Source organism: Citrobacter sp. TBCS-14 (assembly GCF_005280805.1).
In the GTDB taxonomy this organism is placed as follows: Bacteria; Pseudomonadota; Gammaproteobacteria; order Enterobacterales; family Enterobacteriaceae; genus Citrobacter; species Citrobacter gillenii.
The window spans coordinates 823,827-836,052 of sequence record NZ_SZWM01000164.1 but is presented as its reverse complement, the minus strand read 5'-3'; the positions used below and the strand labels follow the sequence as shown (position 1 = coordinate 836,052).

General features: G+C 51.7%; 12 protein-coding genes. 4 read left to right on the top strand and 8 right to left on the bottom strand.

The window, feature by feature from the left end; all coding sequences use genetic code 11:
• Window positions 1-16 precede the first annotated feature (16 nt).
• The 3 genes from FDX22_RS07735 (at window position 17) to ugd (ending at window position 3,617) form a co-directional block, all read left to right on the top strand.
• The gene (locus tag FDX22_RS07735) at window positions 17-688 is read left to right on the top strand and encodes a DapH/DapD/GlmU-related protein (RefSeq protein ID WP_146716969.1); all 672 of its coding nucleotides are present in this window, start codon (window positions 17-19) and stop codon (window positions 686-688) included.
• 149 nt (window positions 689-837) lie between these two features.
• The gene (gene gndA, locus FDX22_RS07730; protein ID WP_146716968.1) at window positions 838-2,244 is read left to right on the top strand and encodes an NADP-dependent phosphogluconate dehydrogenase; all 1,407 of its coding nucleotides are present in this window, start codon (window positions 838-840) and stop codon (window positions 2,242-2,244) included.
• Between the two features lie 206 nt (window positions 2,245-2,450).
• Window positions 2,451-3,617 (top strand): UDP-glucose 6-dehydrogenase, encoded by a 1,167-nt coding sequence (ugd, locus tag FDX22_RS07725; RefSeq protein WP_146716967.1) that lies wholly within the window; start codon window positions 2,451-2,453, stop codon window positions 3,615-3,617.
• 62 nt (window positions 3,618-3,679) lie between these two features.
• Here the strand turns inward: ugd and FDX22_RS07720 are convergent, their stop codons facing one another.
• Window positions 3,680-4,684 carry an NAD-dependent epimerase gene (locus FDX22_RS07720; RefSeq protein WP_146716966.1) on the bottom strand — a complete coding sequence of 335 codons (1,005 nt, stop codon included), beginning with the start codon at window positions 4,682-4,684 and terminating at the stop codon, window positions 3,680-3,682.
• A 350-nt stretch (window positions 4,685-5,034) separates the two neighbouring features.
• Here FDX22_RS07720 and wzzB point away from each other — a divergent pair, with 350 nt between their 5' ends.
• Window positions 5,035-6,018: an LPS O-antigen chain length determinant protein WzzB gene (gene wzzB / locus FDX22_RS07715; RefSeq protein WP_146716965.1), complete on the top strand. Its 984-nt coding sequence runs from the start codon at window positions 5,035-5,037 to the stop codon at window positions 6,016-6,018.
• Between the two features lie 59 nt (window positions 6,019-6,077).
• Here wzzB and hisIE read toward each other — a convergent pair whose 3' ends face one another.
• The 7 genes from hisIE to hisD are packed head-to-tail and all read right to left on the bottom strand — an operon-like array spanning window position 6,078 to window position 12,212.
• Window positions 6,078-6,689, bottom strand: coding sequence for a bifunctional phosphoribosyl-AMP cyclohydrolase/phosphoribosyl-ATP diphosphatase HisIE (hisIE, locus tag FDX22_RS07710; protein ID WP_146716964.1), 612 nt, complete (start codon window positions 6,687-6,689; stop codon window positions 6,078-6,080).
• The gene (hisF, locus tag FDX22_RS07705) at window positions 6,683-7,459 is read right to left on the bottom strand and encodes an imidazole glycerol phosphate synthase subunit HisF (protein ID WP_096756618.1); all 777 of its coding nucleotides are present in this window, start codon (window positions 7,457-7,459) and stop codon (window positions 6,683-6,685) included. Before hisF ends, hisIE begins: the two co-directional genes overlap by 7 nt.
• Window positions 7,441-8,178, bottom strand: coding sequence for a 1-(5-phosphoribosyl)-5-[(5-phosphoribosylamino)methylideneamino]imidazole-4-carboxamide isomerase (gene hisA / locus FDX22_RS07700; protein WP_146716963.1), 738 nt, complete (start codon window positions 8,176-8,178; stop codon window positions 7,441-7,443). Before hisA ends, hisF begins: the two co-directional genes overlap by 19 nt.
• On the bottom strand, window positions 8,178-8,768 hold the full coding sequence (gene hisH / locus FDX22_RS07695; protein ID WP_117343300.1) for an imidazole glycerol phosphate synthase subunit HisH: 591 nt from the start codon (window positions 8,766-8,768) through the stop codon (window positions 8,178-8,180). The genes hisA and hisH overlap by 1 nt, the downstream gene beginning before the upstream one ends.
• Complete coding sequence (gene hisB, locus FDX22_RS07690; protein ID WP_146716962.1) at window positions 8,768-9,835, bottom strand: bifunctional histidinol-phosphatase/imidazoleglycerol-phosphate dehydratase HisB; 1,068 nt, start codon at window positions 9,833-9,835, stop codon at window positions 8,768-8,770. The genes hisH and hisB overlap by 1 nt, the downstream gene beginning before the upstream one ends.
• Window positions 9,832-10,911, bottom strand: a complete 1,080-nt coding sequence (hisC, locus tag FDX22_RS07685; protein WP_146716961.1) for a histidinol-phosphate transaminase — start codon at window positions 10,909-10,911, stop codon at window positions 9,832-9,834. The genes hisB and hisC overlap by 4 nt, the downstream gene beginning before the upstream one ends.
• Window positions 10,908-12,212, bottom strand: coding sequence for a histidinol dehydrogenase (hisD, locus tag FDX22_RS07680; protein WP_146716960.1), 1,305 nt, complete (start codon window positions 12,210-12,212; stop codon window positions 10,908-10,910). Before hisD ends, hisC begins: the two co-directional genes overlap by 4 nt.
• Window positions 12,213-12,226 lie beyond the last annotated feature (14 nt).

Sequence of the window (12,226 nt, the reverse complement as noted above, 5' to 3'; positions counted from 1 at the left end):
ACTACATAGAGGCAATATGAAAATAACTAGAATATTTTCTTCGTTATCTTACAGCGATGAATCATTTAATATCAGGGTAATAATCCGTGTTTTGTGTATGTTATTAAGAGGCAGTTGGCTTTCGGTATTTACATTAAATAGAGTTACATTTCCTGTATTTTCATCTAAAAATGTGCGGGTTATCGGTCCTTATAACAAATTCATTGCAGGCAAGTTTCTCAAAATTGAGTCAAATGTGATTATACAAACTGAATCAATAAATGGAATAAGAATTGGAAATTCATGTACAATTGGTTCAGGGACAAGTATTAGACCATCTGGTTTTTATGGTGGCGATAGAGGGGAAGGATTGGTAATAGGCGACCGCTCAGCTATTGGTGTAAACTCTTATATTGGATGTTCTGGTTTCATCGAAATTGGTGATGACGTAATCATTGGTCCTCATTTTACAATTATATCAGAAAATCACAATTACTCTGATCGTCAAATAAAAATAAAGGATCAAGGTGTCAAAAGAGAAAGGATTAAAATAGAAAACAATGTTTGGATTGGGTGCAATGTTACTGTCCTGGCCGGAGTTAATATTGGTAATGGCAGCGTTATTGCAGCTGGCTCAGTTGTTACTAAATCATTTCCGCCAAATTCACTTATTGGTGGTGTGCCTGCTAAATTGATAAAACAAATATAAAACAATATAGTCGTACTAAATTACAGCTACCTTCGGTTTCACTGGGTTAAACATAGCTATTTATATTTGAATAAAGCTAAGATACTATAAAAACGTATTGAACCATCGCGCATATGTCGCGCGGTGACCACACCAGACAGGAGTATGTAATGTCCAAGCAACAGATCGGCGTCGTCGGTATGGCAGTGATGGGGCGCAACTTGGCGCTCAACATCGAAAGCCGTGGTTATACCGTCTCTATCTTCAACCGCTCCCGCGAAAAAACTGAAGAAGTTGTTGCCGAGAACCCGGGTAAGAAACTGGTTCCTTATTACACGGTGAAAGAGTTCGTTGAGTCTCTTGAGACCCCACGTCGTATCCTGTTAATGGTGAAAGCGGGCTCAGGCACCGACGCTGCCATCGATTCCCTGAAGCCGTACCTGGATAAAGGCGACATCATCATTGATGGCGGTAATACCTTCTTCCAGGACACTATCCGTCGTAATCGTGAACTGTCTGCCGAAGGCTTTAACTTCATCGGTACCGGTGTTTCCGGTGGTGAAGAGGGCGCACTGAAAGGGCCTTCTATCATGCCTGGCGGCCAGAAAGAAGCGTACGAGTTGGTTGCGCCGATTCTGACTAAGATCGCTGCTGTTGCAGAAGACGGTGAGCCGTGCGTAACATACATCGGTGCTGACGGTGCGGGTCACTATGTGAAGATGGTTCACAACGGTATCGAGTATGGCGATATGCAGCTAATTGCTGAAGCCTACTCCTTGCTGAAAGGTGGTTTGAACCTGTCTAACGAAGAGCTGGCAAGCACTTTCACCGAATGGAACAACGGTGAACTGAGTAGCTATCTGATCGACATCACCAAAGACATCTTCACCAAAAAAGATGAAGAAGGTAAATACCTGGTTGACGTCATTCTGGATGAAGCCGCTAACAAAGGTACCGGTAAGTGGACCAGCCAGAGTTCTCTGGATCTCGGAGAGCCGCTGTCGCTGATCACTGAATCCGTATTTGCGCGTTATATCTCCTCTCTGAAAGAGCAGCGTGTTGCAGCTTCTAAAGTCCTGACCGGACCTAAAGCTCAGCTTGCGGGCGACAAAACCGAATTTATCGAGAAAGTGCGTCGTGCACTGTATCTGGGTAAAATTGTGTCTTACGCCCAGGGCTTCTCTCAGCTGCGTGCCGCTTCTGACGAACACAACTGGGATCTGAACTACGGTGAGATTGCCAAGATCTTCCGTGCCGGCTGCATCATTCGTGCGCAGTTCCTGCAGAAGATCACCGATGCTTACGCTAAAAATTCCGGTATCGCTAACCTGCTGCTTGATCCGTACTTCAAGAACATTGCTGATGAATATCAGCAGGCGCTGCGTGATGTGGTGGCGTATGCCGTGCAGAACGGTATTCCGGTTCCGACCTTCTCCGCGGCGGTTGCCTATTACGACAGCTATCGTGCAGAAGTTCTGCCTGCTAACCTGATCCAGGCGCAGCGTGACTACTTCGGTGCGCACACCTATAAGCGCACAGATAAAGAAGGCGTGTTCCATACGGAATGGCTGGATTAATCTGATTTAGCCCTAACGAAAATGCAGGCCCGGAGCACTCCTCCGGGCTTTTTTATGGGCAAAAAACGGCATTCGGTCAGGTCTGATAGGCGTAGCTGTGCTAAATCACGATATAATGCAACTATGCTGATCCGATACGACAACGTTGGGTCTAACGATGGTGAGTTGTTCACTCTTTAATGTTTAACCAGAAGAAGTTAGAGCTAATGAAAATAACGATTTCAGGTACAGGTTATGTGGGGCTATCGAACGGTATTCTGATTGCCCAGCACCACGAGGTGGTTGCGCTGGATATTGTGCAATCCAAAGTGGACATGCTGAATCAGAAACAGTCACCGATTGCTGATAAAGAAATTGAAGAGTATCTGGCCACAAAAGATCTCAACTTCCGCGCAACCACCGACAAGCAAGAGGCTTATCGCAATGCTGACTACGTCATTATTGCTACGCCAACCGATTACGATCCTAAAACCAACTACTTCAATACGTCCAGCGTGGAGTCAGTCATCCGGGATGTACTGGAAATAAATCCGCAGGCGGTAATGATTATAAAATCAACTATCCCGGTTGGTTTTACCCAGTCGATTAAAGAGCGCCTGGGTACGGAGAATATTATTTTCTCACCGGAGTTTCTGCGGGAAGGTAAGGCGCTTTATGACAATCTTCATCCTTCACGAATTGTGATTGGCGAGCGCTCCGCGCGTGCTGAAAGATTTGCGGCCTTGTTGCAGGAAGGTGCCATCAAGCAAGACATTCCCACATTATTTACCGACTCAACCGAAGCCGAAGCCATTAAACTGTTTGCCAATACCTATCTTGCCATGCGCGTGGCGTACTTTAACGAGCTTGACAGTTATGCTGAGAGCTTAGGTCTCGATACCCGCCAAATTATTGAAGGCGTCTGTCTGGATCCGCGTATTGGCAATCACTATAACAACCCCTCATTTGGTTATGGTGGCTATTGCCTGCCGAAAGACACCAAACAGTTGCTGGCAAACTACCAGTCGGTTCCCAATAATCTTATCTCTGCCATTGTGGATGCCAACCGCACTCGCAAAGACTTTATTGCCGACTCCATCCTTGCACGCAAGCCGAAGGTGGTGGGGGTTTATCGCTTAATCATGAAAAGTGGTTCTGATAACTTCCGCGCATCGTCCATTCAGGGGATCATGAAACGGATTAAAGCCAAAGGCGTGCCGGTGATTATTTTTGAACCGGTAATGAAAGAGGATGAATTTTTCCATTCGCGCGTGGTACGTGATTTAGACGTGTTTAAAAATGAAGCGGACATTATCATTTCTAACCGTATGACGCCGGAACTAAGTGATGTCGCCGATAAGGTGTACACCCGCGATCTGTTTGGTAATGACTAACCTATATCGCGAATAAAAGAGGCCTTTTAAAAGGCCTCTTTTATATTTCAGAACGAATGAATTTATACCGCGTAGAAATCGCGATACCAGCCCACAAAGTTTTTCACGCCATTCTTAACGGTTGTTTCGGGTTTAAAGCCAATCACGTCGTACAGCGCTTGAGTATCCGCGCTGGTTTCCAGCACGTCTCCGGGTTGCAGTGGCAGCATATTTTTAGTGGCTTCAATACCTAGCGCTTCTTCCAGTGCCTTGATGTAATCCATCAACTCGACCGGGGCGCTATTGCCAATATTGTAGACGCGATAGGGGGCAATGCTGGTAGCCGGAGTGCCGGTTTCAACGGTCCATTGTGCGTCGGTCTGCGGAATAATGTCCTGCAAGCGAACAATCGCCTCGGCGATATCATCAATATAGGTAAAGTCGCGCTTCATTTTACCAAAGTTATAGACGTCGATGCTTTTCCCTTCAAGCATTGCTTTGGTGAACTTAAACAGCGCCATATCCGGGCGACCCCACGGGCCGTACACGGTGAAGAAACGCAACCCCGTGGTCGGCAGGCCATATAAATGAGAGTAGGTATGCGCCATCAGTTCGTTAGCTTTTTTGGTTGCCGCATATAAGGATACGGGGTGATCAACGGAATCATCCGTTGAGAAAGGCATTTTGCGATTCAGGCCGTAGACCGAGCTGGAGGAGGCATAGAGCAGGTGTTGGATTTGGTTATGCCGACACCCTTCCAGTACGTTCAAAAAGCCGGTCAGATTGGAGTCTGCGTAAGCATGTGGATTGTCGATTGAGTATCGAACGCCCGCCTGTGCGGCGAGATGGATTACGCGATCAAAGCGCTCGTCCGCGAAAAGTACCGCCATGCTTTCCCGGTCAGCTAAATCAAGCTTATGAAAATGGAATCCGGGGTGTACCAGCAACGCCAGGCGCGCCTGCTTAAGGCTGACATCGTAGTAATCGTTGAGATTATCCAAACCGACCACCTGGTGGCCAGCGTCCAGCAAGCGTTTGCTAACGTGGAAGCCGATAAAACCGGCGGCACCCGTAACCAGGTATTTCATTTTTTACCTCTGTCTGGCTTTATTGTTGCCAGGCGCCATCAGGCGCCAGAAAGGGAGAATCATACCGTTTGACGATAAAAAAGATAATCGTTATCTGTTATTACCCTGTTCGGTTTTTCTGGTTACGTCAATTTTATTCACAACGTGAATTGATAGGATGGCATGAATAGTCGCGCCAGTCAGATTTTCATTGTTGACTGCGATGATTGCCCGCTTAACTTTTTAAGTAGTGATTAAAATACCAATCAATATCACTTAAATAATCTGTATTTTTTATCAGTAATCCTATGGCATTACCTGAATTTATGGCTAAACTATTGGCGTTAAGTCTTTCCTCATTTAGGGTAATTATGTCTGTCGGTGATAACAACATATCCGGGCGCAGTAACGATCCGGAACAGATTGATTTAATTGATTTAGTGATGCAGTTGTGGCGCGGCAAAATGACGATTGTTGTCTGTGTTGTTGTTGCTATCCTCCTTGCAGTGGGCTATCTGGCGGTAGCGAAAGAGAAATGGACCTCGACGGCGATTGTGACTCAGCCAGATGTAGGTCAGCTAGCCAGCTACAATAATGCCATGAGTGTATTGTTTGGCGACAATGCGCCCAAAGTCACCGATGTGCAGACGGGGTTTATTGGTCGTTTTAGCTCAGCATTCTCTGCATTAGCGGAAACGCTGGATAACCAGGATATGCCGGAAAAACTGACTATTGATGCGGCGGTGAAAGGTCAGACATTACCGTTAAAGGTTTCCTACACCAGCCGTACTGCTGAGGAAGCACAAAAAACGCTGGCGCAATATATTCAGCAGGTCGATGAAAGTGTGGCGAAGGAGTTGAATGCTGACCTGTCCATGAGCGTGAAAAACCGAGTCGCAGATTTGCAAAAGTCGCTCGAAGCACAAGAAACGGTGGCGGAAGAGCAAAAAGCATTGCGCATTGCGCAGATGACTCAGGCGCTCAAGGTGGCGGAACAGTCCAATATTAAGTTGCCACAGGTCCAGCAGGCCGATCAGGTTTCTCAGGACACCATGTTTATGCTGGGCAGTGAGGCGCTTTCTTCCATGGTGAAGAACGAAGCGACTCGCCCGTTAACGTTCTCTGACCAATACTATCAGACGCGTCAAAATCTGCTGTCTGTTCAGGCGTTGAAAGTGGAACCGGATAGTGTGCACGCTTACCGCTATGTAATGAAACCGACGTTACCGATTCGTCGTGACAGCCCGAAGAAAGCCATTACGCTGGTACTGGCGGTACTGCTCGGTGGGATGATTGGCGCGGGCGTAGTGCTGGGGCGCAATGCGTTACGGGGCTACAAAGCAAAAGCGCAGTAAGTCAGTATGACGCAGAGCTAAAAAAACCGGGTACCGCCCGGTTTTTTTACGCCCGAAGTTTACTGATGCCGCTGACGCAAATTCTCTATTACCGTGGTCAGATCGAGATCCTGATCCTGCAGCAGTACCAGCAAGTGGTACATCAGATCGGATGCTTCATTGGTCAGTTCGAAACGGTCATGTACCGTTGCGGCCAGCGCGGTCTCCACGCCTTCTTCACCGACTTTCTGGGCGATGCGTTTAGTGCCGCTGGCATACAGCTTAGCCGTGTAGGAACTCTCCGGGTCCGCCGTTTTACGCTCAGCAAGTAGCTGTTCAAGCTGATACAGGAACAGCCACTGGTGGCTGGCCTCGCCAAAACAGCTGCTGGTTCCTTTATGGCAGGTGGGCCCTATCGGGTTCACCAGCACCAGCAACGTGTCGTTATCGCAATCGGGCGTAATGCTGACCACATTGAGGAAGTTGCCGGAGGTTTCGCCCTTGGTCCACAGGCGCTGTTTGGTGCGCGAGAAAAAGGTCACTTTGCCGCTTTCAAGCGTTTTGTCCAGTGCTTCAAGGTTCATATAACCCAGCATCAATACTTCGCCGGAGACCGCATGCTGTACGACAACCGGCATCAGTCCGTCGGTTTTTTCCCAGTCCAGTTCGTGGCATTGTTGCTTCGTTAACATATCCTGATCTCCACGCCCTGCGTTGCCAGGTACGTTTTTAATTCACCAATATTAATAATCTGCTTGTGGAACACTGAAGCGGCGAGCGCGCCATCGACATCCGCATCCTGGAAGGCAGCAAGGAAGTGTTCCATGGTTCCTGCGCCGCCGGAGGCGATCAGCGGAACGTGGCATACTTCACGTACTTTTTTCAGCTGTTCGAGATCGTAGCCGTTACGCACGCCGTCCTGGTTCATCATATTGAGGACGATTTCACCTGCGCCGAGTTTTTGCACCTCTTGAACCCAGTCGAGGGTTTCCCACTGGGTGACGCGGGTTCGGCTTTCATCGCCAGTGTATTGATTAACGTGATACTTCCCGGTTTCGGCGTCATGCCAGGTATCGATCCCAACCACGATGCACTGCACGCCAAAGCGCTCGGCAAGGCGAGTAATCAGCGACGGGTCAGCCAGCGCAGGGGAGTTGACAGAAATTTTATCAGCGCCGAAAGTCAGTATTTTCGCAGCATCGTCCACTGACTTAATCCCGCCCGCCACGCAGAACGGGATGTCGATCACTTCTGCTACGCGCGATACCCAGCTCTTATCGACTACACGTCCATCGCTGGAGGCGGTGATATCGTAGAACACCAGCTCATCTGCGCCCTCGTCGGCATAGCGTTTCGCCAACGGGACGATGTCACCGATGACCTCGTGATTACGAAACTGGACGCCTTTCACTACCTGACCATCGCGAACGTCCAGACACGGAATTATGCGTTTTGCCAGCATTGAATCGCCTCCTCAACGGTGAATTTTCCTTCCAGTAGCGCGCGTCCGACGATCACGCCGCGCACGCCGGTTCCGCGCAGGGCGGCAACGTCGGCGATATCACCAATACCGCCGGATGACTGAAAGGCCACCTGCGGATACTTAGCGCAGACTTCTTCATATAGCGATACGTTAGAGCCTGCCAGCGTGCCGTCGCGGGAGATATCGGTGCACAGCACATGCTTCAGGCCAACGGGCAGGTAGGTTTCCACCAGTTCTTCCAGCGAAACGCCGGAGTCTTCCTGCCAGCCGCTGACCGCGACCTGCTTGTTGCCTTGTTCGTCAATACGCACATCCAGCGCCAGCACCAGTGCATCCGCACCGAAACGCTCGAACCAGCCTTTGACGACTTCAGGTGATTTTACCGCCGTCGAGCCAACCACAACGCGCGCCACACCGGCTGCCAGCAGGGCCGCAACATCCTCTTCTGTGCGCACACCGCCGCCAACCTGCACCGGTACGTTGACACCGGCGACCAGCGTTTTAATCAGCGGGATCTGACGCTTGAGCGGATCTTTCGCGCCGGTTAAATCTACCAGGTGCAGAACCTGTGCACCTTGTGCGGCGTAATCCTGCAAGCGCGGCAGGGGATCGTTGCCGTAATCACGCTGGGTGGCGTAATCGCCCTGGTGGAGACGCACAACTGTGCCATCGATTAAATCTAATGCCGGAATAATCATCACATCTCCAGAAAATTTTTCAGCAACAGCGCCCCAGCGGCACCCGAGCGCTCGGGGTGAAACTGTACGCCGAAGAAATTATCTTTTTGTACCGCTGCAGTGAACGGTTCACCGTAATGGCACTGGGCAATGGTTGAGGGATTGACCGGCATTGCGTAGCTGTGAACAAAATAAAAATACGCGCCATCGTCAATGCCGCGGAACAGACGATTTCCCGCCTGCGGATACACCCGGTTCCAGCCCATATGCGGCAGCGGCAGACCAAAGTCGGTCATCTTAGGTACGTCTTGCTCAATAATACCCAGCATATCGACGCCATTGCTCTCTGCACTGCGCCGACCGAGCAGTTGCATACCCAAACAAATCCCCAGAACCGGTTGGGTACAGGCTTTGATCAGCTCAATCAGTTCGCGTTCACGCAGCTGATCCATCGCCGCCTGCGCGGTCCCGACGCCGGGCAGAAAAAGCTTATCGGCGCGCAGTACCACATCGGCGTCTCGGCTGACGATGGGGTCATAACCGTGACGCGCCACAGCAGATTTCACCGAGTTGAGGTTGGCGCAGCCGGTGTCGAGGATCACCACGTTCATCACAGCACTCCTTTTGAGGAGGGAAGGGTATCGCCCTCAACGCGAATCGCCTGGCGCAGCGTGCGGCCAAAGGCTTTGAACAGGCTTTCCACACGGTGGTGATCGTTTTTGCCCTTGGTCTTCAGGTGCAGCGTCACGCCCATGGTGTAAGAGAGCGAACGGAAAAAGTGCTCGATCATCTCGGTGCTCAGATCGCCAACGCGCTGATAGGTGAATTCAGCCCGGTATTCCAGGTGCGGACGTCCGGAGATATCCAGCGCGCAGCGGGCCAGGCATTCGTCCATTGGCAGCACAAACCCGAAGCGGTTGATGCCACGCTTGTCACCCAACGCCAGTTTTAACGCTTCGCCCAGCGCCAGACCGGTATCTTCTACGGTGTGGTGATCGTCAATATACAAGTCGCCCTTGACGGTGATTTCCATGCGAAAACCGCCGTGGGTCGAGATTTGATCCAGCATGTGGTCAAAGAAGCCGACGCCGGTATTAATTTTGCTGCGGCCCTCGCGGTCCAGCCACACTTTGACGTCAATCTGCGTTTCTTTGGTATTACGCTCAACGTGGGCGTAGCGGTCGCGTTTGGTCAGCTGTTCGCTAATCATCGACCAGTTCAGGGAGTCACGGTGGTAGCGTAACCCGCCGATTCCCATGTTTTCAGCCAGCTGAATGTCGGTTGCGCGGTCGCCAATCACGTAGCTGTTCGCGGTATCCAGCGCCTGTTCAGCCAGATACTGTTCGACCAGCTTCACTTTTGGTTTACGGCAGTCGCATTCGTCTGCTGGCAGGTGCGGGCAGATCAGCACCTCATCAAACACCACGCCCTGCGAGTTGAAAATCTGCATCATCAGGTTATGCGGCCCGTCAAACTCAGCCTGCGGGAAGCTTTGCGTTCCCAATCCGTCCTGGTTGGTGATCATCACCAGTTTATAACCGGCTTTTTGCAGTTTGAGCAGGGCGGGGACAACCTCTGGCTCAAAGGCTAGTTTGTCAAAGCGATCAACCTGAAAGTCACTTGGCGGTTCTGAAATCAGGGTTCCATCACGGTCAATAAAAAGATACTTCTGGCTCATACTTGCTCCGCACGTAAAGCGTCAATGACGCGCTGGCTTTCTTCACGGGTGCCGACGGTGATCCGCAGGCAGCCGCTTAATGAAGGTTGTTTGTTCTGGTCTCGTAGGATAATGCCCTGATCCCACAAAGATTTAAACACAGAACTGGAAGCGGTAAAGCGGGCCAGAATATAGTTGGTTTCAGAGGTGAAAACCTGCTCCACGCACGGAATGGTTTTCAGTGCATCCACCAGATACTGACGTTCTAGCAGGATCTGCGCTACGCGTTCACGCATGGCGGCAATGCCTTGTGGCGTCAGCGCCTGGGCGGCGATATCGGCTACCGGCGTCGACAGTGGGTAGGGGGCGATCACTTTCAACAGCAGGTTAATCACCTCTTCATTGGCCAGCGTAAATCCGCAGCGCAACCCTGCCAGCGCGAACGCCTTGGAAAGGGTACGCAGAACCACCAGGTGTGGATATTCCGTTAACCAGCCGGCCAGCGTCGCCTGCGGACAGAACTCAATGTACGCTTCATCGGCGACCACAATGGCTTTACCTTGGGTCATTTCAAGCAGCGAGCGTAGATCTTGTGGGTTAATCAACTGGCCGGTCGGATTGTTAGGGCTGCAAACGTAAACCACCTTCACGCCATCAAGCTTGTCGGCAATGCCCTGGAGATCGAGCTGCCAGTCGGCAAGCGTAGGCACGGTGCGGCATTCCACGCCGATGGTCTCAGCGCTGACGCTGTACATGCCGTAGGTCGGCGGGCAGTAAAGAATGGCATCCTGGCCGGGTTCACAAAACGCGCGTACCAACAGTTCGATACCTTCATCTGCCCCTCGGCTAACCAACACCTGCTCCGGTTTAACGCCCGCGTACTGTGCGTAATTCTCAATCACCGCTTTTGGCTGACATTCCGGGTAACGGTTAAGCGTCTGCTGGCTGAGCTGAAACTCAACGGCCGTCGGGAACTCGTTGGCATTCAGCCAGACGTCGCCATTACCGCCCAGACGACGGGCAGACTGATAGGGCGTCAGTTCGCGGACATTTTTACGGGCTAAATCGGTGACGCTAAGAATGTTGTCAGTGCTCATGCTTGCTCCTTGAGGGCGTTAACACGCAGGGTGACGGCATTTTTGTGGGCGGTCAGTCGCTCCGCGGCGGCCAGCGTTTCGATGGTTGAGGCGAGAGCTGAGAAACCTTGTGGCGACAGTTCCTGGACGGTCATCCGCTTTTGGAAGTCTGCCAGCCCGAGGCTTGAACAGGTCGCGGTGTAACCGTAGGTCGGTAGCACGTGGTTTGTCCCTGAGGCATAATCACCGGCGGATTCCGGTGACCAGTCACCGAGAAACACGGAGCCGGCGTTGGTGATGTCATCGACCAGTTCACGGGCGTTACGGGTCTGAATGATCAGGTGCTCTGGGCCGTACTGATTAGAAATGGCGATGCACTGCGCCAGATCCCGGGTCACAATCAGACGGCTGGCGCTCAGCGCCTGACGCGCTGTTTCCGCGCGTGGTAGTTCAGCAAGCTGGCGTTCAACGGCGTCAGCCACGCGGCGGGCTATCCCGGCATCTGGCGTCAGCAGGATCACCTGAGAGTCCGGGCCGTGCTCGGCCTGCGAGAGCAGATCGGAGGCGACGAAATCCGGGGTCGCGCCGCTGTCGGCAATCACCAGGACTTCGGAAGGTCCGGCCGGCATATCAATGGCCGCACCGTCCAGACGCTGGCTTACCTGGCGCTTGGCCTCAGTTACCCAGGCATTACCGGGGCCAAAAATTTTGTCGACTTTGGGTACCGATTCGCTACCGAAGGCCAGAGCGGCAATTGCCTGGGCGCCACCGACGTTAAACACTTCTTGCACACCGCACAGCTGCGCCGCATACAAAATTTCGTCGGCGATAGGCGGTGGCGAGCACAGCACAACGCGTTGGCAATCGGCAATACGGGCTGGAGTGGCGAGCATTAATACCGTAGAGAAGAGTGGGGCCGATCCCCCCGGAATATACAAACCGACGGAGCTGACCGGACGGGTTACCTGCTGGCAGCGCACGCCGGGCTGCGTTTCAATATCTACCGCGGGCAGTTTTTGCGCGTTGTGAAACGTTTCAATATTTTTCACCGCGACCGCCATCGCCTGCTTGAGGTCATCACTCAGACGCGCGCTGGCGGCGGAAATCTCTTCGGCACTGACTTTCAGCGCGCTGACGGTGGTTTTATCAAATTTGGCGCTGTATTCGCGCAGCGCCGCATCACCGCGTGATTTGACGTTATCCAGAATGTCGCTGACGGTACGGGTGATGCTGTCTGAGGCAGAGATTGCCGGGCGCATCAGCAATTCGCGTTGCTGTTTGATGCTGCAGGTATTCCAGTCGATGATGGTATTAAAACTCATAATCGTCTTCCTTT

Coding starts and splice junctions, on each gene's coding strand:
- FDX22_RS07720 (WP_146716966.1), bottom strand. CDS start 4,684: ATGAAATACCTGGTTACGGGTGCCGCCGGTTTTATCGGCTTCCACGTT.
- hisB (WP_146716962.1), bottom strand. CDS start 9,835: ATGAGCCAGAAGTATCTTTTTATTGACCGTGATGGAACCCTGATTTCA.
- hisF (WP_096756618.1), bottom strand. CDS start 7,459: ATGCTGGCAAAACGCATAATTCCGTGTCTGGACGTTCGCGATGGTCAG.
- hisD (WP_146716960.1), bottom strand. CDS start 12,212: ATGAGTTTTAATACCATCATCGACTGGAATACCTGCAGCATCAAACAG.
- hisH (WP_117343300.1), bottom strand. CDS start 8,768: ATGAACGTGGTGATCCTCGACACCGGCTGCGCCAACCTCAACTCGGTG.
- FDX22_RS07735 (WP_146716969.1), top strand. CDS start 17: ATGAAAATAACTAGAATATTTTCTTCGTTATCTTACAGCGATGAATCA.
- hisA (WP_146716963.1), bottom strand. CDS start 8,178: ATGATTATTCCGGCATTAGATTTAATCGATGGCACAGTTGTGCGTCTC.
- wzzB (WP_146716965.1), top strand. CDS start 5,035: ATGTCTGTCGGTGATAACAACATATCCGGGCGCAGTAACGATCCGGAA.
- hisIE (WP_146716964.1), bottom strand. CDS start 6,689: ATGTTAACGAAGCAACAATGCCACGAACTGGACTGGGAAAAAACCGAC.
- gndA (WP_146716968.1), top strand. CDS start 838: ATGTCCAAGCAACAGATCGGCGTCGTCGGTATGGCAGTGATGGGGCGC.
- ugd (WP_146716967.1), top strand. CDS start 2,451: ATGAAAATAACGATTTCAGGTACAGGTTATGTGGGGCTATCGAACGGT.
- hisC (WP_146716961.1), bottom strand. CDS start 10,911: ATGAGCACTGACAACATTCTTAGCGTCACCGATTTAGCCCGTAAAAAT.